Source organism: Streptomyces sp. NPDC102270 (genome assembly GCF_044766405.1).
Lineage (GTDB): Bacteria > Actinomycetota > Actinomycetes > Streptomycetales > Streptomycetaceae > Streptomyces.
In genome coordinates this window covers 218,189-238,806 of sequence record NZ_JBIWLX010000006.1, presented here as the reverse complement: position 1 = coordinate 238,806, position 20,618 = coordinate 218,189, and the positions used below count along the sequence as shown (strand labels likewise).

Here is a 20,618-nt window from a genome sequence, read left to right as displayed (position 1 = left end):
GATTAAGGGGGTTGACAGAGAGTGAGCAGTCCGGCGACCCTCGCGCGCGCACGTCGTACGCGCGCCTCGGGGCCCGGCGAACCCCGGGGGCCGGGCTGAAGAAGAAGAAAAAGAACTCACCGTGTGTGACCCGTCTACTGGGCTCGCTGCGTGTCGACGGACCAGCGGTGCAGGGTCTCCGCGAGCTCGCGCCAGATCGGGTGATTGGGGTCCCGCCCCGCCACCTTCGCGGCGGTGGAGCGGGCCAGGTCGTACATGACGGCCGCGAGCTGCTTCTCGTCGCTCGCGGCCGCCTGCCGGGCGTTCCAGAACTCCGCTTGATTCCGCTTCGTCTGGTCGGCCAGCCGGGGAGGAGCCGTGGTCACCGGGCCTCCTTGAAGAGGTCACCCCACGGCGTCACCGGCCGGGCCGGGGCGGTCTGCTCGTCGTCGTGGTCGCCGGGCTGCGCCGGGAGCATGGCCCGGCGGGCGGCGGCCGCCGCGACGTCGTTGGGGACGGTCCCGGCCGGGAGCGGTCGGCCGGTCTTCTGCAGCTCCTTCGCGGCCGCCTTCGCCGCGCGCTTCTCGGGCAGCTCCACGCACACCCGGCGGTAGTCGCCCTCCAGGGCTTTACCGGCGGCGACGACCGCCCGGGCGTGCTTGGCCATGTCCCGCAGGGCGCCGGACACCTGCCAGGCGTGCCAGTGGGCGGTGATCTTGTTGTCGCCGTCGATGGGGTCGGCGACCAGGTCGGCGCGGACCTCGCGGGCGAGGGTCTCGAAGTCGTCCGCGTACCGGCGGAACAGCTCCCTGACCTGGGCGGAGTACGTTTTGACGCCCTGCTCGGTCAGCAGGGTGTCGCTGGTCCAGCGGTCAGCGCTCACTGGGCGCTCCTCTCGGGGTGTGGTGCGGGGTGGTCGGTGCGCGGGGCTGGCGGTCCCGCTGCCGCGCCCGGCCCTTTGGGGGCGGGTCGGGAACGGCGGAGGCATCGCCAGATGCGGTGAGGGGCGGCCCGGTGCGGGCCGCCCCTCGGTCGGTGCGGTGGGTGTTTGTGCTGGTCAGCCGTCGTCGCACTCGCAGGCGCAGCCGGGGCCGGCGCACTTCCCGCAGTCCTGGCAGGCGGAGCAGGTGCGGCAGTGGCCACAGCCGCGGTTCTCGATCGGCCAGCACCGGCAGCCGGTGGGCTGCCACGGATCGGCGGAGCCGAACAGCCCGAGCTGGCCGGGCACGTTCTCCTCGGGGGCCCTGCGCGGCGCGCGGGGCTTCACCCGGCCCGCCATCACATGCCCTCCGGGCGGTATCCGTCCGCGAGCAGGGCGGCGGCCGCCGTCCGGTACTCCGAGGCCGTCGACACGGAGACGCCGAACGCTTCGGCGACGTCGTGGATCGGCAGGGCACCCGCGGTGCCTCCGGCGGCGAGGATCATCCGGGCGACCTTGCGGTGCATGCGCTCCTTCGGGGAGAGGCGGGCGACGTCCTCGACTTCGACCGCGCGGCGCTCCACTTCGGCAGCGCGGCGGCGCGTTTCGGCGGCGTCCAGCTCCATTCCGGCGGCGCGGGCCTCGGTTTCGGCGCGGGCCTCTCGGGCGCGCTCCGTGGCGGCCTTGGCGGCCTCCTCGCGGGCCTCGGCTTCGGCGGCGCGGGCCCGCGTTTCGGCGGCGGCCCTCGCCGTTTCGGCGGCGTCGTGATCGATTCCGGCGGCGCGCTTGCGGTCTTCGGCGGCGCGCAGTGCGGCGGCCGCCTCGCGGGCCTTCGCTTCGGCGATGCTGGCCGACTCGATCGCCTCCGTCTCGGCGTTCGCCGTGCGCTGCGCTGCGGCCACCTCGGCGGCCGCGACGACCTCGGCGCGGCTGGTGGCCGCCTGGACCTCCGTGCGGGCCTCCTGGACGGTCCCAGCGGCCTTGAGGCGGGCGACCTCAGCCTGTGCGGCCCTCTCGGCTTTCCGGGCCTCCTCGGCGACCCTGGCGTCCTCCTCCGCCTCGCGGAGGGCCTGGGCGCGCTTCTCGGCCTCCAGGGGCAGCGCCAGGGCCTCCTCCACGGTCAGGCCGTACCGGGCCATCGTGAGGGGCAGCAGGGCGTCTGACGGGGCCTTTCGCACGCTGCCGTACTCGCGTTCCAGCATCACGCGGTAGACGCGCAGCTCCTTGTCCAGCTCCACGGCCTCCGCGTAGGTGGCGACCGCCCACAGCTTCATGCGGCGCCACAGGGCGAACGTGGGGAGGGGGGCGAGGAACCAGCGGTTCAGGGGCACGCCGTCCGTCTGGCGGCCGTCCTCCAGGGCCGTGACCTTGAGGACCAGCTTCCGGCCGGCCTCCACGGCGGCGATGAACATGAGCGGGATGACGCCGTGCATCCCGGCGCCCACCAGGTCCTCACCGATGGGCTGGTCACCGGAGGAAGCGTTGAAGACGATCGTGCCGACCGTGAACGTGTGGGCCAGCAGGCGCAGGATCGGCCACGGGGTGCGGCGGCGGATGAGCAGCAGGTCAAGGGCCAGGAGCACGAGGATTCCCGCGTCCAGGCCGATCGGGAAGACGTCGAAGTCCCCGAAGCCCTTGGCCTCCCCGAGGCCCTTGAGGGCCCTGTAGGAGCCCGCGAAGCCGATCCCGGCGAGGATCGCGCCGCCCGCGAGGGCGAGGACCGTGATGCCGCGCATTGTCGTCTCGGAGCGATCCCGGCGCGGTGCCGCCGAAGCGTCGGCGGGCGCGTCCGGAACGGCGGCCGGTATCGCCGGAATCCGATCATGCGCGGTCGGAACGGTGGAGGCCGGGGCCGCCGTGGGCGGCGTCGCGGCGATGGTCATTTCGGGTGCCTCCTGGGCGGTCGTGGGGCGCGGCCGGAACGGCGGGCGATGATCCCGGAACGTCGGCGGGTGTCGTCGGAACGGCCCGCCCCGAGGGGTGTCAGGGCGGGCCGTTCGGTCACCAGCCGCGTACGCGGAGCGCCCTGCGGCGGGCTTCCGGATCGCGCGGCAGCGGAAGGGACGGGGTCGGCTCCAGAACGATGACCCGGCGGCACCGCTGGGGCGGGACGCTGCGGGGCGGGAGATCGCGGCGCTCGCTCACGGGCACTCACCTCCCGTCCGGGCGGTCTGGCGACGGGTGCCGGCGCAGCAGTGGCACGCTGAGTCCGCGGGGCCGTTCCAGGTGTCGCAGTCGGCGCAGCGCCACCGGTTCCCGGCGGAGAGCACCAGGGCGAGGGCGGCGAGCGTGGCGAGGTAGCTGGACAGGCAGACCAGCACCGCGCGCAGCGAGGGGCAGACGAGCGCCACGGCGAGCCACGCGGTGCCGTGCACCGTGAGGACCAGCAGGGCGAGGGCCTGGCGGCGGGTGAGGTGTCGGGGCGGTCGACGGGTCACGGCGTCGGTCCTCCCGTCTGCCCGGCCGCGAGGTCGCGGGCGAGCTGGACGAAACCGAGCTGCACCGTGGCGGCCTCCGCACCGGCAGCGGCGCGCTGTGCGACCGTGAGGTGGGAGCGGGTGAAGTCCACCAGGCGCTCGTGCGCCAGGTCCTCCGCTCAGTCGTGCCGGGCCTCAGGCTCCGGGATCGGGGCGTTCACCGCTTGCCTCCCTGCCGGGCGCGGCGCAGGGCCTCCTCCATGTCGGGGTCGGAGTCGGTGGGAACGGCAGGCCAGGGGTTGGTACGGTCGTTCATGCGCTTCGTCCTCCAATGATTCGGTCGGGACGGAGCGGCACGGCCCCGAGGCGCTTTCACCGTCTCGGGGCCGTGTCGCGTTCATGGACGGCGCGGGCCGGGAAGGCCGGCGGCCGCGCGGTGTGCCGGGCACTGGCACGGCGGCCAGGGCGCGGTGAGGAGCTGGGTGAGCGGGTCGACGGTCGCCGCGTCGTCGTGCGGCGTGGCGAGGGCGGCGGGCCCGCTGTAGGTGCGGCCGCCGTCGCGGCTGACTCGGATCGTGATGACGGATGCGCCCTCCGGGGCGCGGCGCCCGCCCCTCACTGCCTGGTCCCGAGGACGGTCGCGAGGAACTCGACCCGTTCGGCCGGGGTGAGGTCCGGGGCGATCAGCACCATGCGGCGGGTGCCGTGCCGGGTGACGCGGGCCGGGCAGTGCTCCGGGAGCGTCCAGTCGATGCGGACCAGCGTCCGGGAGCGGTGCGCGAGACGCTGGAAGCGCATCACGTGCATCCGGTCCAGCAGGTCGATGGCGTCGCCGCCGGTCAGCGGTTCCACCGGAGGTGCGTGAACGTCGGTGGTCATGCGGTCCCCTTCCTGATCAGGCGAAAGCCCCCGGCGGGAGTGCCGGGGGCCGGTGGTGCAGTCAGCGGGTCAGCGGGTGACGGATACGACCTCGTCGCGGTGCAGGCAGGTGCGGCGGCCGCTCTCCAGGCGGACGGTCATCAGCCCGCCCGTGTGGACCTCCTCGACCTCGCCCATCTCGCCGGGCTGCGCGGTGTGCCCGAGGGCGGTCACCTCCGCCGTAAGCTCCACGTGGTCGCCCTGTACGTACGTCGTCATCCGGTCCTCCTGGTCCACGGAAACGGCCCCCGGCGGGTGCCGGGGGCCAGTGGGGTGGTGCTGGTCGGGTCAGGCCGCGAGCTGCGCCGTGGCGGGCTCGGTCGCGGCCGGGAAGGTGACGACGTCGGCGGCGGCCGCCGTGATGCGCAGCGAGGGGGCGCAGGTCCGCATGGGGTCCGGCCCGAGGTTGAGCCGCTTGTAGGTGGCGCGGATGCTGTCCAGGTCCGGCGTCTGCCGGGAGGACGGGAGGCACTCCACGATCCATCCGCCGTAGTTCCCGGCGGGGAGGCGGTCCAGGATCTTACAGGCCTTGCGCTTGCCGCGTTCCCCGACGCGGGTCCTGTCGCAGGCGGCGGCGTAGTCGGCAGCCGCCTCCTCGATGGCCTCGGGCGCCGGCATCTCGTCGGGGCCGGGCGGGGGCGGTGATGCTGCGGAGGGCGTCAGCGGCGGTGCGGAAGGCGCGACGCGCGCGGCTGGTGAAACGGATCATGTGGGCCTCCTGGTGGCTGGTGCTGGTGGTACGAGGCCCCCGAGACGCTTTCACCGGCTCGGAGGGCCATGGTGCCGAGTGGTCACCGCTCCGGCATGCCGCGCGGCGCGCGAGGCGCTGCACGAGGTACTGGACGGCGACGGCTCGGAGCCGTTGGTGCCGGTCTTCATCTGCTTGTTTCCGACCTCCCACGTGCTCGAAGGCAGCAGATCCACGGGTTACCGGCGTGGTCCCTGATGTGAAGTTCTCAAGCCGTCGTGCGCTTCCTTTCGGGCCGCCATCACACGCTGCCGTCCGGACGCTCTCAGGTTCTTAATGAACCTTTCGGCCCGCTCAAGGTACGTCGATCACCCTTCATGAGCAAGAGATGTACCTACCAGGTGCGTCATGTACCTTGATGGCGTACCGCAATGTCCGTCATGAAAGGGGACAGGCAGTGGCATATCGATCAAGCGGGGCGGGTTACGCAGACGTGGCCGGCCACTTCCGCAAGCGCATCGAGGACGGGGACCTTGCCCCCGGTGACCCGCTGCCCTCGGTGGCGGAGGTCCGGGAGCAGTTCGACGTTTCGGCGAAGACGGTGAGCCGCGCCCTGGGCGTGCTCAAGAGCGAGGGCCTGGTGACCGCCCGCGGTGCCCTCGGGACTGTCGTAGCCGAGCCGCGAACGGTCACCAGCGGTGTGGACCGCATCCCTCGACTGGCGCGCACCGGGCGCCGGTATGGGCCTGGCGAGGACTCCACGGGGCACCGAGTGATGATGCGGTCGGCGCACGACCCCAAGGTCTGTCGAGCGCTCGACATTGAGCCCGGCGAAGAAGTCGTCATCCGCATCCGAACGTTCCGCCAGGGGGGCCGACCTACGGCCGTCGGCCTCTCGGTGTACCCGCCGCGCGCATGGGCGGCGGTGCCCGAGCTGGCGTCGGAAGAGCGCATGAGCGGGTACTTCGGCACCCCCTACGAGGAGCGCACGGGCCGGGAAGTAGCCGTGGGGAAGCGCGTCGGGTACCTGCGCCTGGCTTCAGAGGATGAGCTGGACGCACTGGAGATCAAGGTCCCGTCCGTCACGCCCGTGACCGTGTTCGTCACTGACGTCACCTTCCACGACGAGGACGGCCCGATCGCGTACTGGGAGGACGTCTACGCGCCCGACGCGAAGATCCCTGTGCCCATGGAGGCGAGCGGCCAGTGAGCGCGGCGGCATCGGTCGAACGGGAGCTGCAGGCCAGCCTCGCGGGCCTACCGGATGTCCGGCGAGCGACCTGCCCCCCCCCGGGTGAGCCCGTGGAGCCGGTGCGCGTGGCAGTCGCCGCCGCGCGGCCGGCACTCGCGCAGCGACGGCGGGAAGAGGCGGAGGCACATGCTCGGCAACAGGTCCGGCGGAAAGGAACTGGAGGTGGACCCCGGGCGTCGTCAGCGTGGTGTTCGACCACCAGCGAGGCCGCGTGGTCGAGGCGTACGACGAGAACAGCCGCCCGGTGACCTACACGTGGGAAGCCGAGTGGGCTGTTTCGCCGCCGCCGACCTCATCTTCGCCCACGGACCAAGGTCCTGATCGCTGCGATCGCGGGCGTCGTCTCGGTGGCCTGGTCGCACAACCTCGCTGGCCGGTAGCGCTGCACCACTTCCCGCGACCCGTTGCTCACCCGCGTGGCCGTGTTGTGGCCGAGCGGTTCAGGCAATGACGCCGGAGACCCAACTGCTCACGGCGTGCGCGAGGATCGCTGACAGGTACCTCTTCGACGCACCAACGCTGATCGGTGTCGTTCACGTAATGGACAGTTTCGACCGCTTGTAATCACACCGGCATGGCATGCGATCGACGGTCCGCACTCCAGGCAATCTGCGGTCGACGTATGACATGGAGCCGGAGGTGTACCGCGCGTGGAGGCGACCAGCAGTCCCACTGTCAAAAGGCGTCGTCTGGGATCCGAACTGCGTCGGCTACGCCTGGCCAGCGGGCTGAAAAGCACCGAGGTGGCCGAGCGACTCATGGTGTCCCAGCCCAAGATCGCCCATATGGAGAACGGGAACCGGGCCATCAGCCCGCGCGACGTACGCGACCTGTGCGCGCTGTACGGAGTCAGCGATCAGCGGGTCATCGACTCGATGACGGAAGAAGCGCGGGAATCCGGCCGGCAGGGCTGGTGGCATCCCTACGGTGACCTCTGCGACAGCCTCTATATCGGCCTCGAGACGGACGCCGCCTGCCTGCACACCCACGCGGCCACGGTCCTCTCCCCGTTACTGCAGACCGCCGCCTACGCCCAGGCCGTCCTCGCGCAGTCAATGCCGCAACTCACCCCGGAGCAGGCCGCCACACGCCTCGACGTGCTGCTGCGCCGCCAGCGCCGGATCCACGACCTGAACCGCACACTGCGCCTGTGGGCCGTCATCGACGAAGGGGTACTGCACCGCGTCGTCGGCAGCCGTAACGTCATACGGGAACAGTTGGAACACCTCAACGCCCTGGGCACCCTCCCGCACATCACCCTGCAGGTCCTCCCCTACACCGCGGGAGCCCATCCGGGCCTGTCAGGACAGTTCTCCATCCTGGACTTCCCCGACGGCCCCCAGGAGGGCGTGGTGTACCTGCAACGGTGCGCCAACGACCTCTACTTGGACAAGCCATCGGAGGTGCAGCACTACCGCACGATGTACGACCGCCTCCAGGCCAAGGCCCTCGACCCTGACAGCAGCCGGGACTTCATCACCGCCACCACCCACACCCATGCCGCAGACATCCGGGCGTGAGAGAACCCACCCGCAGGAACCACCACCGGCGAACCACTCCAAGCCCGGCAGTCGGGTGCGAGGGCGCCGGCCAACCCGCAGGTTAAAGAGCGGGCGTCTTCGCCAGCCGACGTGGGCCAGCTCATAGGTCGCGGTGGAAGAAGGCGGCGGGGCCGATGCCGAGTCCGCGGGCGCGGGAGGCGGTGGTGGTGACGATCCGGTCTGCGTCACCGCACTGGTTGAGAAGCATGACCTCCGGTGGATCAAGCGCCACGCCGCCTGCGCCTCGGCGGTCCTCGCCGGCACCGGCGGAGTGAGCGCGGTGGTCAACGTCCTGGGCCGCTAACCCGCCACTGAACGCGCCCGAACCCGCCCTGGCCCCGCGGCATCCGCGCAGGTCCAGGGCCACAGGGCAGCCCGCGGGGCTCTCGGGCGAGCTGGGGGCCGAGGTACGACTCGAGGAGACCGCCGGTGGGACATGCCAAAAGCAGCACGGGCCATCCAGTCGGCATCCGGCGCCGGCCATCCCCCAGGAGCAGTCGGGCGGGCGAGGGGTTTCAGGCGGTGGTGCGGTTGCCTTGGCGTGCGGCGAGCGCGGCGTCGGCGCTGGAGTAGGCGGGCAGGAAGGTGTCCATCCCGGTGACGCTGAGCAGGCGGCTCAGCCGGTCGGGGATGGCCGCCAGGGTCAGGGAGCCGTCGGCGTCCTTGGCGCAGCGCCAGATGCCGACGAGGGCGCCCAGTCCTGAGGAGTCGCAGAAGGTGACGCCGGAGAGGTCGGCGAGCAGGTCGGGGTGGCCGTTCGCGATGAGTTCCAGGGCGCGGGCGCGTACGGCGGGTGCGGCGGTGATGTCGAACTCGCCGGACAGGGCGATCACGGCCAGGGCGCCGTCGGTGTGCGGGACGTCGATGTGGAATGCGTCGGTCATGGGCGTGGGTTCTCCTGCCCGACGCAGACGTCGGCGGTCGGGGCGGCGGCGCTGTGGGCGGTGGTGGTGATGCCGGCGGGAGCAGCATCGGGGGTGGGGACGGACAGGGCCAGCAGGGCCACGTCGTCGCGTTCGGTGTCGGGGAGGGTGTCCAGGAGCGCGACGGTGTCGTCGATCAGGGCGCCGGCGCTGACCGGTGCCGGCCGCTGGGCCAGGAAGTCGGTCAGGCCCGTGTCGGCGAGCATGTCACCGTCGGCGGTGCGGGCCTCGGTCAGCCCGTCGGTGTACAGCAGCAGTCCCTCGCCGGGTGCCAGGTGCAGGGTGCGTGAGGCGAAGGCGGCTTCGGCGAACGCGCCGACCAACATGCCGCCCTTGGCGCGGACCGCCTCCACCCGCACGCCGCCGCCCTCGACGGGGCTCAGGTGGTAGGCGGGCGGGTGACCGCCGGTGGCCAGCGTGATGGTGAAACCGCCGTCACGGGCCGGGTCGAGCAGGCCGAAGACGGCGGTGCAAAAGCGGGTTCCGACTGCCGGGTCCAGCAGCAGCGCGGTGTTCAGGGCCTTGAGCGCAGCCGTGGGGTCCGCGTCGACGAGAGCTGCGGCCCGCAGCGTGTAGCGGGTCAGTGAGGTGATCGAGGCGGCTTCGGCGCCCTTGCCGCAGACATCGCCCAGGAAGAACGCCCACCGGCCCCCGCCCACGGGGAAGACGTCGTAGAAGTCACCGCCCACTTCCTGCGGGGAGGCGGTCTTGTAATGGCAGGCCAGCTCCAGGCCCGGTACCGCGGGCAGTGCCGGGGGCACCAGGGTGCGCTGCAGGGTGGAGGCGAACGCGGCGATGGCCGCCTTGTCCCGCTCCGCACGCCGGCGGGCCTCTTCCTCCGCCTGGCGCTTGTCCTGCTCGGCCTTGCGGCGCTCCTGCTCGGCGCGGACCGCGTTCAGTGCCGACAACCGCAGCTCAAGCTGGTCACGCACTACCGCGGCCAGGTCCCCGAGGGTGGAGGCATCGGCCTCGCTGATCTCGCGGGGGCGGGTGTCGAGGATGTTGACCGTGCCCAGCCGGTAGCCGTCGGCGGTGATGATCGGAGCGGCGGCGTAGAACCGTACCCCCATCGGGCCGGCGACCAGTGGGTTGGAGCAGGCGACCGGGTCCAGCAGAGTGTCGGGGATGACGGTGGTGTCATCGGTGAGCACCGCCGAGGCACACAGGCCCGGATCGCGGCCGATCTCGCTGACGCCTTCCAGGCCGTGCGCGGCCTTGAACCAGATCCGGTCCTCGTCAACGATCGTCACCGTCGCCACCGGCACCTCGAACAACCGTGCCGCCAGCGCCGCGACTCTGTCGTAGGCGCCGTCCGGCGGAGTGTCGAGAATGTCGTAACGACGCACCGCCGCCATCCGCGCCGCCTCGACCGGCGCGGCCACAGGCCGGCTCGGTGCTATCACAGGCGGGCTCGCTTGCTCCGGCATGTTCCTCGTCTCGTCATCCCCCCCAGGGAGGCACCGACCAGACAGCCAGCACCCCGGAACCCTACCGAACGCCCCCAGCGTCACCGCTCAGCAGGCGCCGCCGAGCGGCCGGCCCAGAAACTTGCGGGCGAAACCCGTGCCCCACGGACGTACGCGCTCGCGGTCAGCCAACGTGACAGTGCCCACGCACTCCCCCACGATGTCGTCCACTCCCGGCCGGCGGACTCCACTGAACGTTCGCCAACTTGAAGTAGGACCACCGAGAGCACCCGCGAATCGTTCACAGCAGCCCTTTGACCTGCGCATTCACTCCGTCACCGTGGGCGGCGATGTGGCGTTCATCGGCGAAGGACTCCTCGCGGAGCTGTCCGCAAAGGAAGGTCCTGGACTTCGGCGCGGCAGACCTGAGCAGATCTGGCGGCCGGCATCGATGTCGACGGTTCACCATCCCAGACACCCATCGCAGTCCCGGGCTCTAGCTCTGCCGGGCGGGCGGGCGGGCGGGCGGGCGAGGGCAGTCCGGGCAGACCTCCTGGGCCCCGCGGAGGGACACTTCTGCGACCTCGAGCGACCGGCTCAGCTCGTGCCCACAGAATTCGCTGCGTCGGGATCGTCGGACAGGGCGATGCCAGCGGTGATGCGCTTGCCGACCGGCTCGCGGTGGGCCTCGAAACTCTGGGCGACGGCCATGACGATCTCCAGGCCGTGCTGGCCGACCCGGCCGGGTTCCGCCGCACGCGCCACGGGCAGGGACGGGTCGCTGTCCCACACGGTCACTTCCACCCTGGCACCGGCAACACGAAGCTCCAGCAGAGCGGGCCCGGGGGCGTACTTGCGGGCGTTGGTGACCAGCTCACTGACCACCAGCTGCGTCATGTCCATGGCCCGCGCGGAAACCGGCAGGCCGTGGCCGGCCCGCACGCTGCTCAGAAAGTCGGCGACCAGATCGCGCGCCTGAGCGATACAGGAGAAATCCCCCTCAAGGGCTGCGGCGGTATGCAGCGCGATTGCGCCTCCCGTCACATCGTCCTCACCCTCAGGCATGTCGCCGAATGCCATAGCCGAAGGACGGGCAGGGAGCGCTCCGGCCAGCCGGCGCCTGGCACGACCCGCCGGGGCCGCACGCATCCCAGCCCGGCGCAAGGCGGCGTACACCGCCGGCCAGGCACTCGTCAGCGCTGCGAGCAGGGCAACGACGGAAGCGATCAGCACAAGGCCGCGAGCCCGCGTCGGCTGGCTATAGAGGGCGGCTGTGGCGGCCAGGACACAGCACAGGAGCCAGGCCGCTGCCTGAAGCAGACGCTGCCGCGGTCGTTGCTGTCTCATGCGCTGCCATCCGGGCCGTGATGATCGATGTCACGTTTTGCCATCGGCATCATGATCGACGTCTTCATACGGTAAGACGACGGTAGGCGGCTTTTGCGTACCCCCCGTGAAGAGCTGGTGAAGCAGCTGCTGGACACCCGTCCTGGCGTTTGGTCTGCCTGCCCGCGCCGCGGCCGGCCCGACGGGACAGCGAAGGCTCGGACCGCAGCGGCGCCAGCTCCTGAAAGGCGCTTTGCGCGCGAGAGGCCGCATCAGCGATGCCACGGCAGCCTTGGCCCCGCACAACCGCCACGGTCGTCGCCGAGGGCGGTCTCCACCCAGGGGGGCGGCCCCGCCTCCGGATCTGGGTTGCTGCCGGAGTCAACGGCGGCTGATCTGCGCAAGGACGTCCTGAAGCCGGCGGACGGCATCCTCCGCCTCCGTGTACTCCTCAGTACTTGGAAGGACAGTGCCGAAGGTGCCGCCACGATCAGCGGGCAGGGCACGCCAGTGCAGGACCGGTTCGAGCGCGTTAAGAGCACCGGAGAGAAACCAGGCGAGGCGGCCGTGAGTACGCGCGAGGGAGATCGCCAGGACGGCGAGCGTTTCTCGCAGGCGTTCGAGCCTTTTGATCTGCGGTAAGGCCTCCTGGGCGTCCGGTGGGCCGACGACGTCGCGCAGGCCGGCTTCGGTATCAAGAGCGAGTGCGCGGTCGCCCGGTTCAACCTTCCACACGTGGTCCTGGATCTGCTGTTCAGCTTCCTCGGCCAGCACCGCGACGATCCTCCGCATGTCCATGCTGATCACTCTAGTAACCGGCCCAGGCCCCGCGCCCGACGCGTCTTGTTCGATTCCCGAACCGGCCACCGACCCGCAGCATGTGTGGGTGCCCGACTCGGTCTGCACGGGCAGAGTGTGCAGGTTGGACCACGGCCGCCAAGACTCCGATCACAAGCGCGAGCAGCGTAGGTGTGCTTCTCCGTTCGGCGGCGCACCGCTGGCTGTGGGCCTTGGCGCCTTGCAGACTCGCGGTGCGGGCTGATCCGGTCCTTTCCACGTCGCCACCTTGGGGCCGGAAGCTCCTAAGTGCCGCCGCCGCTGGCGAAGAAGCGGCGGCGGCACCGCCTGCCCCCGGTGCGGGGGCAACTACTTCGTGACCGTGGCCAGCATGGCGGTGACGACCAGGCCCCACGCCAGCACCGCTATCCCCGTGTGCAGCCATGCGCCCTTCGATCCACCACCCCAGGGCCGTCCCTGCCAGCCGCTCTCCCTGCACACGCAGCGCCCCTGCGACAGGGGCGGAGAACCCGACCAGTAGGCACCCAGCAGGCGGGCTCGTCTTGGCTGCGGATTTCCTCCATGCCGTGAACGAGCGCTCCGCGGGCAGTGGGAACGGCCCGCTGCCCTGTGCGCCGGCCACCGCTGTCGTGCAGGCTGCCAGGGTGAGAGCCAACATGCGGCATCAGCCATTCGGCCGCATCCTGAAGTCCGGTCACTCCCTCAGCCCAGGCCTACAGCCCAAGGGAGGTCCTGTGATCGTTCTCGCGCTCGTACTGCCCCTCCTGATGATGGCCGCCCTCTTCGCGCTGGACGCCTTCGAGGACTGGCTCTTTCCACCCTGCGAACCTGCCGAAAGCACAAGTCCTGGGGGCGCCACGCCAGACCGCGCACCCTGACGACGACTGCAGGGCAGCACACCCCCTAGGAGCTGTGCGTGGCGACCTCACGGCAGGACGGCCGACGGTGGTCGCCCAGGGCGGGGCGGTGAGCCACAGCTACCCCAGGATTGAGGGCGCCGGCCGCATCTGCCTGATCAGCAGGCCCACCATGCGGAAGCCGGCCAGCAGACCAAACAGGTGCGCCTCGTGGACCGCGCGGCCCTCCAGGCGGTAGTGGTCAAGGAGAATGGGCAGCACTGGTGCTCCGCGGCCGCCAGATCGGTGACCCGCGCGGCCGGCCGGCGGGCAGGGGCAGCCGCAGACCTTGCCATACCGCGGTCCGCGTGGCGCCGCCGACGGCGCCACCGCTCCGCGTCCTGTTCGACGGCCCGGCGGCTGGGGTGCCAAGAAGCCGCGCTCGTGATCGCAGGGGCCCGCCCGATCTGGCAGGCGTCCAGCTGCGCCAAGGCGCCGTGGAGGGAAACGGTGAAGGCGGCGATCACGTTCAGGCGGTGACGAACGCGGGCGCGATGCATGCTGCAGCCGCCACCGCGTGGCGTGTGACCTGCTGGTCGTCCAGGTAGTCCAGGCCCAGGGCGGTCAGCAGCTGGTCGGCCTGCTGACGGGCTAGCGCTTTCAGAGTGTGGGCCAGCTTGTCCTCGTCGATGTCCATCTCCGAGTTCTTCAGCTGCCGGGCGGCCTCCCAGGCGGCCGCGTGGCCGGCCTGCTCCTCGGTGATGCGACGATCCAGGCCGGTGCCGCCGTACAGGGCGGTATGGGCATTCTTGTACTGCGTGATGGTCTGCAGGGACACGGATTCTCCTCGATGGACTTCCGCAGGGCTCCTGGTGCCAGCGAAACACCACCAGCCAAACGCGGCGCTCGGATCTGTGCTTCGCAAGAGCCCCCGAACGGGTGGCCTCCCCTGGGGCACGAGGTGAAGGCCCAGCCCCTCTGGAAGTGCTCATGCCTGAAACGGGGCAGTTCCTGATCGGCGACAACCCGGCAGTGACCATACGCACGGAACCGCCACCCAAGGCTCATATCTGCGCTTGATTGCCCCAGATGCAGGTGGTGACTCGTTCCCAGTGGGGTTGGGAAGCAAGCCCCGCCGCGGGGTCCTCCGGAAGCAACTGCCGGGGGGCTCACGCGTTGAAGCGCTGGAACTGGTTGGATGCCGACACGGAACGAGGGCAGGCGTTTGAAAGTGCCCCTGTCCGCTGTCTTTCTCGGTGATTGCCTTGACCTCATCCGTCCATCCCCGTCCGCAGTCCCCGTCGACGGCGGCCGATGAGCTGGTGGAAGAGCTGGAACGGCTGCGCTCGGAGAACCGGCAGCTGCAGCAGGCCCTCGCCTCGCACGCCGTCATCGACCAGGCCATCGGCGTCCTGACCGTCCTGGGGCAGATACCCCCGGCCGACGGCTTCGCGGTGCTGCGGGAGATCTCCCAGCACACCAACATCAAGCTGACCCAGGTCGCCGAACACATCCTCGAACACGGTCAGGGCGCGGCACTGCCCGATGTCCTGCTCGGGGAACTGCACTCCGCGCTGGCCCGCCATATCGCGGGCTCGCGCCCAGTCTGACCGGGGGCGGCCCCGAGTTGTCCTACCGGGGCCGGGGTCCGGTGAGGGCGTCGCCGGGGTCGTCCTGGAGGGCGATGCGGGCGGTGATGCGTTTGCCGACCGGTTCCCGCTGGGCTTCGAAGCCCTGGGCGATGGCCATGACGATCTCCAGGCCGTGCTGGCCCACCCGTCCCGCGTCGGCGGCCCGGGCCACCGGCAGTACCGGATCTCCGTCCCACACCACCACCTCCACCGCGTCGCCGACGATGCGCAGGTCCAGCAACACCGGGCCCGGCGCGTACTTGCGGGCGTTGGTGACCAGCTCGCTGACCACCAGCTGGGTCAGGTCCATGGCACGCTGCGAGACCGGTATACCGTGCTCAGCCTGGACGCGCGTGAGGAAGCCAGCGGCCAGGTGGCGGGCGCGGGCTATGCATCCGCCGTCGCCCTCCAGGGCCACCGTGGTCTGTATGACCTGCTCATCCGGTACCCAGCTGTCCTCACCCACCGGGGCCGGTTCCATCGCGGCTCGCTTCTGTTACCCCGTTCACACCCCCGCGCCTACCCACGCATGGGTGGTACACGCTTTTACGCCCTGCTCGCGAGGGCATTACCTACTCTGTGCCAGGGCAGCACTGCAGGTGAGGGGTCGTGGTGTGCCAGTATCACCGACATGACCGAGGGAGAGATGGCGGACACCGGACACGCCATGCAGCCGGGCCCGCTGTCGGTCGTTTCCACCGCCACCGACGGCATCCGTGTGCTGACCCTGGCGGGAGAGATCGACCGCGACACCGGTCAGACGCTCCGTGAGGCCCTGGACGCCTCCGGCATCCCCCGCCCCCGCATCGTGGTGAATCTGAGCCGGGTCACCTTCATAGACTCCACCGGCATCAACATCTTCATCGCCGCCCACCGCAGCCTCACCGGGGCCGGCGGCTGGATACGCCTGGCCGCACCGACCGAGGCCGTGCTGCGCACCCTGCAGATCGTCGGCGTCGACACCGTCATCGACTGCCACGAAACCCTCCACCAAGCCCTCAGCAACTGACCGACCCGGGGGACCGGCTGGCCTGCCCGACCGGCTCAGTGCTGACGGTGATCGCGCTGGGACAGGTAGAGGGGACTGAGCCGGCGCCAGTAGCCGTGCACAAGGTCTTCGGCCTCGCGCACAACCCGCTGAGCACGTGCCGCGTCCGCCAGCCAGCCCTGTGCGGTCGGGGCCCCGGCTGAGCCTGTGCGCAGACCATCCCTCAGCGCCGTTCGGCGCAAGGCACGACGGGATACCCCAGCAGTACGCGGCCTGCCACGTCGGCCCGCCAGGCACCATCGCGTGAGCAGTACCGCGGCCACCACCGACAACGCGCTGGCGGCATAGATCTCATGACCGGCCACTGGCTTCCTCCTGCCGGACACCCGCATGGACCGTGCCCGGTTCATCTGCCCCGGCATCCCAGCGGCAACGTCACCACTGGGCTAAGAAACCCTCACAGGCCATTACCGCGTGGTGAGGAGGCCAACCCCGAGACGGTGCGGCCCGCTCACCCCGGAACGTCACGCTGGCGGAAAGGTGCCGAGTTTCCTGCTCAACCGGCCGGTCTCCTCGGCGTGGTCGTCAGGAGGGTGAGGGGAAGCGGACGGCCTTCACAGGATCAACCCGTCCCCTGAGGGACACAGAAGGTTCACCACGCAGGCAGGGGTAACCCGACAGACGACTGCCACCGGTTGTACAGAATCGGTCGGCGGCAGAGCAGGGCCGCCACCCCAGGCTGGAGGAACCTCGTGAACGGCGAACAGACCACCCCATCCTGCGAGTCGCGTTTCTCCCCTGTCACGGCGAGCATCGCGGCCGCCCGTCACTGGGTCCACGACTGCATCGAAGGATTCGGCAGCCCACTGCGCCGGCACCCGATCATCCAGACCGCCGAACTGCTCGTCTCCGAACTGATCACCAACGCCATCCGCCACGGCACCGGCCCACCCCTGATCCGGCTCTCCTGGAACGGCCGACTGCTGCGCATCGCGGTCAGCGACGACAGCGACCACCGGCCGTGCCTGCGTGCCACCAAGAACACGGAGCCCGGCGGCTTCGGCCTGCAGCTCCTCGAACGGCTCGCGTACCGCTGGGGCGTCACCCCACGCCACCCCGGCAAAACAGTGTGGGCCGAACTCAACCTCACCCCCTGAGACCGTCAAAACTGAGCTCACTGTCCGCATGAGCGGACCACCTCTGATCACCGGCAGGGTCCGGCCGTGTTGGATGGGCCCATGAGCCAGACAGCTGCCCTGGCCTGCGGCAGGCTATCGCCCGGACCGAAGACGCAACACGAGAACGTATCCCCATCGGGCGCCGCCCAGAGGAAGCCGACGATCTACTGGGCACCTTCGCCACCGACGGGGCACTCGGCTTCGATCCCTTCCCCTTCCTCCAAGCGATCCATGCCGCCGGTTCGCGCGCGGTCGTCATCGGTCAGGTCGCCGGCATCATGCACGGCTCCACCGAACTGACCGGGGACCTCGACCTGCTCTGGGAGGGCACCCCTGACGAGGCGCACACCTTGCGCGACGCCCTGCCCCGGTGCGGTGCACCGAACTGCCCGATCTCGCCCGATCACAGGTGGGGTACCGGGTCACCTGTGCCAGCGGAGACCTGTGCACTCCCGAGCTGCGCTGGGGTGCCATGGATGTCACCCCCTGCCTGACCTCGGCGGAGACCACCCGTGACCCCGCAGGGTTCACCATCCGCTACGCCGCACTCGACGACCTGATCCATATGCGGTGGTCCCTCGGCCGCCCGAAGGACCACCGTCGCGCAGACGAACTCACCCGGCTAAGCACCTGACTTGGTACGACCAGCTCTCACAGCCGTGCTAACAGGACGCCGTCTGCGTGGCCCGAGACCCGGGGGCCGGGACCGTCCTTGTGCGGGCCACAGGCTCCGCCTGCGGGCGAATCCGGCAGGGTCCTAGAACGGGACGGCGGTGGTGCGGGCGGTCTTGGCTGCCGCGATAGCGGCGCGTGCCTCGTCCAAGAGCTGGTCGGCGGCGGGAGCGGTCGGGTACCGGGCGCCGCTGCCGTATCCGGCGAGCGCCCTGTTCTCGGCGGGGATCCGCTCCCGGAGCCGGACCGTCTCGGCTGCCTCGGTCGCGAGGCGGTCAGCGAGTAGGCGGGCCTGCTCCTCGTCCTCAGCTGCTGCTTGCTGCTGTCCCTGGCCGGCCAGGGCGGCGGCCTCGGCGGCCCGTTGGTCGGCGCGTTCCTGCTCCTCGGCGGCCCACTGCTCGGTGAGGGCCTGGAAGGCTGCGGCGGCCTCGGCGGTGCACCGAGTGCATACGGTCCCCTCCGGGGTTCCGGCCGGAAGGGGGCGCTGGCAGTCGGCGCACTCCACGATCGGGGCGTGCCGGGTGGCGCGCCCGGTGGGTACCGGCAAGCCCTTGCGGCGGGCGTCGCGGCGGTCGCGGCGGCGCATGACGCACGCGGTGCACTCCGCCTTGCCGCCGAGGTGGCCGTCCTCGATGCCGTCCTCACAGGACGGGTCTGGGCAGTACGGGGTGGGGGCAATCAGCTCCAAGGCGACGCCGACCGGGGAGCGCAGGCGCTCGTCGTGGAGGGCGACTTCGTAGCGGTAAGTCAGCCAGCGGCGGGCCGCGCGGTGGGCAAGCTGCTGCGGGGTCCGGGAGTCGAGGGCATCCAAGACCGCCTTCCGGTTGCGCTTCGGGATGTGCCCGTACGGCAGGAGAGCGACGAGGGCGGCCGGGAGACCGGCCTCCACCTCACGGCAAGCCGCGGCTTTGGCAGCGGCCTGGGCGTCACGCGGTCCCGGTACGCGCGCCTTCCTACTGCCCTTCCCCGATGACGAGCTGGCCTCTCCCGTCGCGGCGGAGCCGCTTTCCGTCTCGCGCGCGCTACTACCTGCACCAGTCCTACGGACGTCAGCGGCGCTACGCGCCGAAGGCGCTGTGCCGTCTGAGGAAGTTTCGTATGGGTGAGGTTCGTCTGTAGAAGGACCCCCATTTTCGGCGGGCTGGTGTCCCCCATTTTCGGGGGCCTCGTGTCCCCCAGAAATGGGGGACACGGACTGACCTACGGCTTTGCCCTTCCTCCGGGCTTCCTTCTCCTGCCGCTCCGCGATCCGGACCGCACGCGCCGCCCGCCGCTCCTCTTGCCAGTCCTGGACCCGGAGGTGACCGGCGAAGCCGGGCGGAGGGTTGAAGCGGACGACGTAGCGAGTGATCGGGATCTTGCGGACCGCGTCCCACTCCTCGATCACACTGACGGCCCCCAGCTCCTCCAACTCGGTGATGTACCGGCGGACGCGGTACGGGTGGGACGCGAGGCCGACGACGGCCGCGAGGTCGGCCTGAGTGATGACCCCGGTCAGCCGCGTTCCGGTGTCCCGGCGAAGGTGTGCAGCAAGAACGCTGTAGATCCGGTGCGCCCTGTCGCTGAGCACGGAGAAGGTCACCCACTCCGGGACCATCGTGAAGAAGGTGGGCCAGTCCTCGGAGTCGACCCGGGTCTCTCCCTCTACCTTGGGGCGCTTCGTCATCGGCTACCCCCGGCGAGGGAGGCGCCGACCGTGGCGGCGGGGTGGAAGGCGGGCAAGTGCGTCATGCTGGGGGCCTCCAGTAGGAAGCCGCTCGGCCTGATCCCCAGGCCCCCGGAGACGATGGGCCGAGCGGTGTTCGTACCGGCGGCCCAAAACCAGCCCGGATTGTTGGCGCGGACTACGGGGCCCGCTAGGGTGTGGCGCATTGAAGGCGCTCCTGCGGAGTGCTTGGAGAGGCCCGGCGACTGTGAGAGGGAGCCGGGCCTTTCGCATGTCTGCGTGCGGTTAGGCGGCATCGGTGTCCGCCTCGGAGGCCGCGCACTGCGCGACCTTGGCCAGGGCGGGCCGGAAGATCGCGCGCAGTTCGGTTATCTCCGCTCCGGTGAGCGGGGGCCGGGACGCGACGAACTCGGCGATGAACGCCTCGGGACCCTGACCTGCGGCCGGTGAGCACCAGCCATCCGGGGTGACGTTCACGCGGCGACCGCCACACCCAGCAGGGCCTCGACGTCCGCGCGCCGGTACCAGATGCGGCCGGTCGGGAGCTTGATGTAGGGCAGGCCGATCCCGAGGGAGCGGTTGTTCGCGAGCGTCTGGAGGGCGTAGTGCGTCGCCGCCGACACCTGGCGGGGCGTCATCCACTCGCCCGACCGAAGCGTCTGAGGCGCGGGCAGGTGCGACATAACCTGGACTCCTGTCGATGTAATCGAGACAACTCACTCGGTAGAACTGGTAAGTGTCAGAATTACAGCGACACTAGCAGCGATCTTCATTCGTCGCCACAACGCAGACGCACACCTCGGAAATCTCGACAGATATTGTCGCGGTTATGGCGACTGGACCCATGGACCTCGGCCCCACCTCCCGCGCCGTCGCGGACAATCTCCGCAGGCTGCGCGAGGCGCGAGGGCTGAGCCTCCGCGCACTCTCAGCCGACCTCAAGCGCCGCGGCCACAACCTCAGCGCCGACGCCCTCAACAAGATCGAGAACGGGCGGACCCCCGAGGCCGGCGCCGAACCGGCGAAGAATGTCCGGCGCATCGACGTCGATGACCTGACCGCCCTCGCGGCGGCACTCGGCGTGAACCCCAACGCCCTGCTGCTCCCCCACCAGGGATCAGGCAGCATCACCCTGACCGGCACGGGGAACGTCGACGCGACGATCGTGTGGGCATGGGCTGAGGGCCACCGCCCGCTCACCGTTGCCGAGGGTGACGACGGGACTGCGAACGCCGACTTCCAGCGCTACGCCCGGCCTCTCGGCATCCGCAGGTACGACCGCTCACCCGCCAGCAGGGCGGCACACTTCGAGGACTCCGGCGGTCGCGGGTACTACCAGCGCGGCCGGGACGGGAAGCTGCACGAGGTCAGCACCGGCGAGCCGGTCGAGTTCGACCAGCACGGCAACCACGACGACTGAGCAACCCTCCGACCTCGGCCGGAACGACGACGTGGCCCCCGGGACATCGGGGGCCACGCT

At 70.7% G+C, this 20,618-nt stretch carries 30 protein-coding genes; 7 read left to right on the top strand and 23 right to left on the bottom strand.

The features are described from left to right. Positions 1 to 134: 134 nt before the first annotated feature. From ACIRP7_RS13845 to ACIRP7_RS13795, 11 genes are all read right to left on the bottom strand, one after another. Complete coding sequence (locus ACIRP7_RS13845) at positions 135 to 365, bottom strand: hypothetical protein (RefSeq protein ID WP_403657765.1); 231 nt, start codon at positions 363 to 365, stop codon at positions 135 to 137. After that, on the bottom strand, positions 362 to 862 hold the full coding sequence (locus ACIRP7_RS13840; protein WP_403657762.1) for a hypothetical protein: 501 nt from the start codon (positions 860 to 862) through the stop codon (positions 362 to 364). The genes ACIRP7_RS13845 and ACIRP7_RS13840 overlap by 4 nt, the downstream gene beginning before the upstream one ends. A gap of 174 nt (positions 863 to 1,036) precedes the next feature. Further along, positions 1,037 to 1,258 (bottom strand): hypothetical protein, encoded by a 222-nt coding sequence (locus ACIRP7_RS13835; protein ID WP_403657759.1) that lies wholly within the window; start codon positions 1,256 to 1,258, stop codon positions 1,037 to 1,039. After that, positions 1,258 to 2,781 (bottom strand): DUF2637 domain-containing protein, encoded by a 1,524-nt coding sequence (locus ACIRP7_RS13830; RefSeq protein ID WP_403657756.1) that lies wholly within the window; start codon positions 2,779 to 2,781, stop codon positions 1,258 to 1,260. The genes ACIRP7_RS13835 and ACIRP7_RS13830 overlap by 1 nt, the downstream gene beginning before the upstream one ends. Before the next feature lie 118 nt (positions 2,782 to 2,899). Next, positions 2,900 to 3,043 (bottom strand): hypothetical protein, encoded by a 144-nt coding sequence (locus ACIRP7_RS13825; RefSeq protein WP_403657753.1) that lies wholly within the window; start codon positions 3,041 to 3,043, stop codon positions 2,900 to 2,902. Continuing rightward, positions 3,040 to 3,336 (bottom strand): hypothetical protein, encoded by a 297-nt coding sequence (locus ACIRP7_RS13820; protein WP_403657750.1) that lies wholly within the window; start codon positions 3,334 to 3,336, stop codon positions 3,040 to 3,042. The genes ACIRP7_RS13825 and ACIRP7_RS13820 overlap by 4 nt, the downstream gene beginning before the upstream one ends. Then, entirely contained in the window at positions 3,333 to 3,467 is a 135-nt protein-coding gene (locus ACIRP7_RS13815; RefSeq protein ID WP_403657747.1) for a hypothetical protein, read from the bottom strand. Before ACIRP7_RS13815 ends, ACIRP7_RS13820 begins: the two co-directional genes overlap by 4 nt. A gap of 245 nt (positions 3,468 to 3,712) precedes the next feature. Continuing rightward, positions 3,713 to 3,934 (bottom strand): hypothetical protein, encoded by a 222-nt coding sequence (locus tag ACIRP7_RS13810; RefSeq protein ID WP_403657744.1) that lies wholly within the window; start codon positions 3,932 to 3,934, stop codon positions 3,713 to 3,715. Further along, a complete protein-coding gene (locus ACIRP7_RS13805) occupies positions 3,931 to 4,194 on the bottom strand; it encodes a hypothetical protein (RefSeq protein WP_403657741.1) in 264 nt (87 codons plus the stop codon). The genes ACIRP7_RS13810 and ACIRP7_RS13805 overlap by 4 nt, the downstream gene beginning before the upstream one ends. A 69-nt stretch (positions 4,195 to 4,263) precedes the next feature. Then, positions 4,264 to 4,452 carry a hypothetical protein gene (locus ACIRP7_RS13800; RefSeq protein ID WP_403657738.1) on the bottom strand — a complete coding sequence of 63 codons (189 nt, stop codon included), beginning with the start codon at positions 4,450 to 4,452 and terminating at the stop codon, positions 4,264 to 4,266. Between the two features lie 69 nt (positions 4,453 to 4,521). Then, on the bottom strand, positions 4,522 to 4,851 hold the full coding sequence (locus tag ACIRP7_RS13795; protein WP_403657736.1) for a hypothetical protein: 330 nt from the start codon (positions 4,849 to 4,851) through the stop codon (positions 4,522 to 4,524). Positions 4,852 to 5,378: 527 nt separating this feature from the next. On the opposite strand from ACIRP7_RS13795, the gene ACIRP7_RS13790 reads away from it, so the two are divergent. Both ACIRP7_RS13790 and ACIRP7_RS13785 read left to right on the top strand, forming a co-directional pair. Beyond that, positions 5,379 to 6,131: a GntR family transcriptional regulator gene (locus ACIRP7_RS13790; protein WP_403657733.1), complete on the top strand. Its 753-nt coding sequence runs from the start codon at positions 5,379 to 5,381 to the stop codon at positions 6,129 to 6,131. A gap of 692 nt (positions 6,132 to 6,823) precedes the next feature. Then, a complete protein-coding gene (locus ACIRP7_RS13785; protein WP_403657730.1) occupies positions 6,824 to 7,693 on the top strand; it encodes a helix-turn-helix domain-containing protein in 870 nt (289 codons plus the stop codon). A gap of 121 nt (positions 7,694 to 7,814) precedes the next feature. Here ACIRP7_RS13785 and ACIRP7_RS13780 read toward each other — a convergent pair whose 3' ends face one another. The 8 genes from ACIRP7_RS13780 to ACIRP7_RS13745 form a co-directional block, all read right to left on the bottom strand. Further along, positions 7,815 to 7,946, bottom strand: coding sequence for a hypothetical protein (locus tag ACIRP7_RS13780; RefSeq protein WP_403657727.1), 132 nt, complete (start codon positions 7,944 to 7,946; stop codon positions 7,815 to 7,817). A 283-nt stretch (positions 7,947 to 8,229) separates the two neighbouring features. Further along, positions 8,230 to 8,598: an STAS domain-containing protein gene (locus ACIRP7_RS13775; protein WP_403657724.1), complete on the bottom strand. Its 369-nt coding sequence runs from the start codon at positions 8,596 to 8,598 to the stop codon at positions 8,230 to 8,232. After that, positions 8,595 to 10,019, bottom strand: coding sequence for a PP2C family protein-serine/threonine phosphatase (locus tag ACIRP7_RS13770; RefSeq protein WP_403657721.1), 1,425 nt, complete (start codon positions 10,017 to 10,019; stop codon positions 8,595 to 8,597). Before ACIRP7_RS13770 ends, ACIRP7_RS13775 begins: the two co-directional genes overlap by 4 nt. Before the next feature lie 621 nt (positions 10,020 to 10,640). Beyond that, positions 10,641 to 11,123, bottom strand: a complete 483-nt coding sequence (locus ACIRP7_RS13765) for an ATP-binding protein (protein WP_403657718.1) — start codon at positions 11,121 to 11,123, stop codon at positions 10,641 to 10,643. Positions 11,124 to 11,750: 627 nt separating this feature from the next. After that, positions 11,751 to 12,275 (bottom strand): hypothetical protein, encoded by a 525-nt coding sequence (locus ACIRP7_RS13760; RefSeq protein WP_403657715.1) that lies wholly within the window; start codon positions 12,273 to 12,275, stop codon positions 11,751 to 11,753. 240 nt (positions 12,276 to 12,515) lie between these two features. Then, on the bottom strand, positions 12,516 to 12,647 hold the full coding sequence (locus tag ACIRP7_RS13755; protein WP_403657712.1) for a hypothetical protein: 132 nt from the start codon (positions 12,645 to 12,647) through the stop codon (positions 12,516 to 12,518). A 497-nt stretch (positions 12,648 to 13,144) separates the two neighbouring features. After that, complete coding sequence (locus ACIRP7_RS13750; protein ID WP_403657709.1) at positions 13,145 to 13,285, bottom strand: hypothetical protein; 141 nt, start codon at positions 13,283 to 13,285, stop codon at positions 13,145 to 13,147. A 247-nt stretch (positions 13,286 to 13,532) separates the two neighbouring features. Then, a complete protein-coding gene (locus ACIRP7_RS13745; protein ID WP_403657706.1) occupies positions 13,533 to 13,841 on the bottom strand; it encodes a hypothetical protein in 309 nt (102 codons plus the stop codon). 427 nt (positions 13,842 to 14,268) lie between these two features. Between ACIRP7_RS13745 and ACIRP7_RS13740 the strand changes: the two genes are divergently transcribed. Beyond that, on the top strand, positions 14,269 to 14,613 hold the full coding sequence (locus tag ACIRP7_RS13740; protein ID WP_403657703.1) for an ANTAR domain-containing protein: 345 nt from the start codon (positions 14,269 to 14,271) through the stop codon (positions 14,611 to 14,613). 22 nt (positions 14,614 to 14,635) lie between these two features. On the opposite strand, the gene ACIRP7_RS13735 is transcribed toward ACIRP7_RS13740, so the two are convergent. After that, complete coding sequence (locus ACIRP7_RS13735; RefSeq protein WP_403657700.1) at positions 14,636 to 15,115, bottom strand: ATP-binding protein; 480 nt, start codon at positions 15,113 to 15,115, stop codon at positions 14,636 to 14,638. A gap of 150 nt (positions 15,116 to 15,265) precedes the next feature. Here ACIRP7_RS13735 and ACIRP7_RS13730 point away from each other — a divergent pair, with 150 nt between their 5' ends. The 3 genes from ACIRP7_RS13730 to ACIRP7_RS13720 all read left to right on the top strand — a co-directional run bounded on the left by ACIRP7_RS13730 (position 15,266) and on the right by ACIRP7_RS13720 (position 17,434). Next, positions 15,266 to 15,643, top strand: a complete 378-nt coding sequence (locus ACIRP7_RS13730; RefSeq protein WP_403657697.1) for an STAS domain-containing protein — start codon at positions 15,266 to 15,268, stop codon at positions 15,641 to 15,643. 731 nt (positions 15,644 to 16,374) lie between these two features. Continuing rightward, complete coding sequence (locus ACIRP7_RS13725) at positions 16,375 to 16,779, top strand: ATP-binding protein (protein WP_403657694.1); 405 nt, start codon at positions 16,375 to 16,377, stop codon at positions 16,777 to 16,779. Positions 16,780 to 17,170: 391 nt separating this feature from the next. Beyond that, positions 17,171 to 17,434, top strand: a complete 264-nt coding sequence (locus ACIRP7_RS13720; RefSeq protein WP_403657691.1) for a hypothetical protein — start codon at positions 17,171 to 17,173, stop codon at positions 17,432 to 17,434. Between the two features lie 123 nt (positions 17,435 to 17,557). On the opposite strand, the gene ACIRP7_RS13715 is transcribed toward ACIRP7_RS13720, so the two are convergent. The 3 genes from ACIRP7_RS13715 to ACIRP7_RS13705 form a co-directional block, all read right to left on the bottom strand. Continuing rightward, on the bottom strand, positions 17,558 to 19,138 hold the full coding sequence (locus ACIRP7_RS13715) for a hypothetical protein (RefSeq protein ID WP_403657688.1): 1,581 nt from the start codon (positions 19,136 to 19,138) through the stop codon (positions 17,558 to 17,560). 285 nt (positions 19,139 to 19,423) lie between these two features. Beyond that, positions 19,424 to 19,615 carry a hypothetical protein gene (locus ACIRP7_RS13710; protein ID WP_403657685.1) on the bottom strand — a complete coding sequence of 64 codons (192 nt, stop codon included), beginning with the start codon at positions 19,613 to 19,615 and terminating at the stop codon, positions 19,424 to 19,426. Then, positions 19,612 to 19,821 carry a hypothetical protein gene (locus tag ACIRP7_RS13705; RefSeq protein WP_403657682.1) on the bottom strand — a complete coding sequence of 70 codons (210 nt, stop codon included), beginning with the start codon at positions 19,819 to 19,821 and terminating at the stop codon, positions 19,612 to 19,614. The genes ACIRP7_RS13710 and ACIRP7_RS13705 overlap by 4 nt, the downstream gene beginning before the upstream one ends. Before the next feature lie 146 nt (positions 19,822 to 19,967). Between ACIRP7_RS13705 and ACIRP7_RS13700 the strand changes: the two genes are divergently transcribed. Further along, on the top strand, positions 19,968 to 20,558 hold the full coding sequence (locus ACIRP7_RS13700) for a helix-turn-helix domain-containing protein (RefSeq protein WP_403657679.1): 591 nt from the start codon (positions 19,968 to 19,970) through the stop codon (positions 20,556 to 20,558). The last annotated feature ends 60 nt before the right edge of the window (positions 20,559 to 20,618 follow it).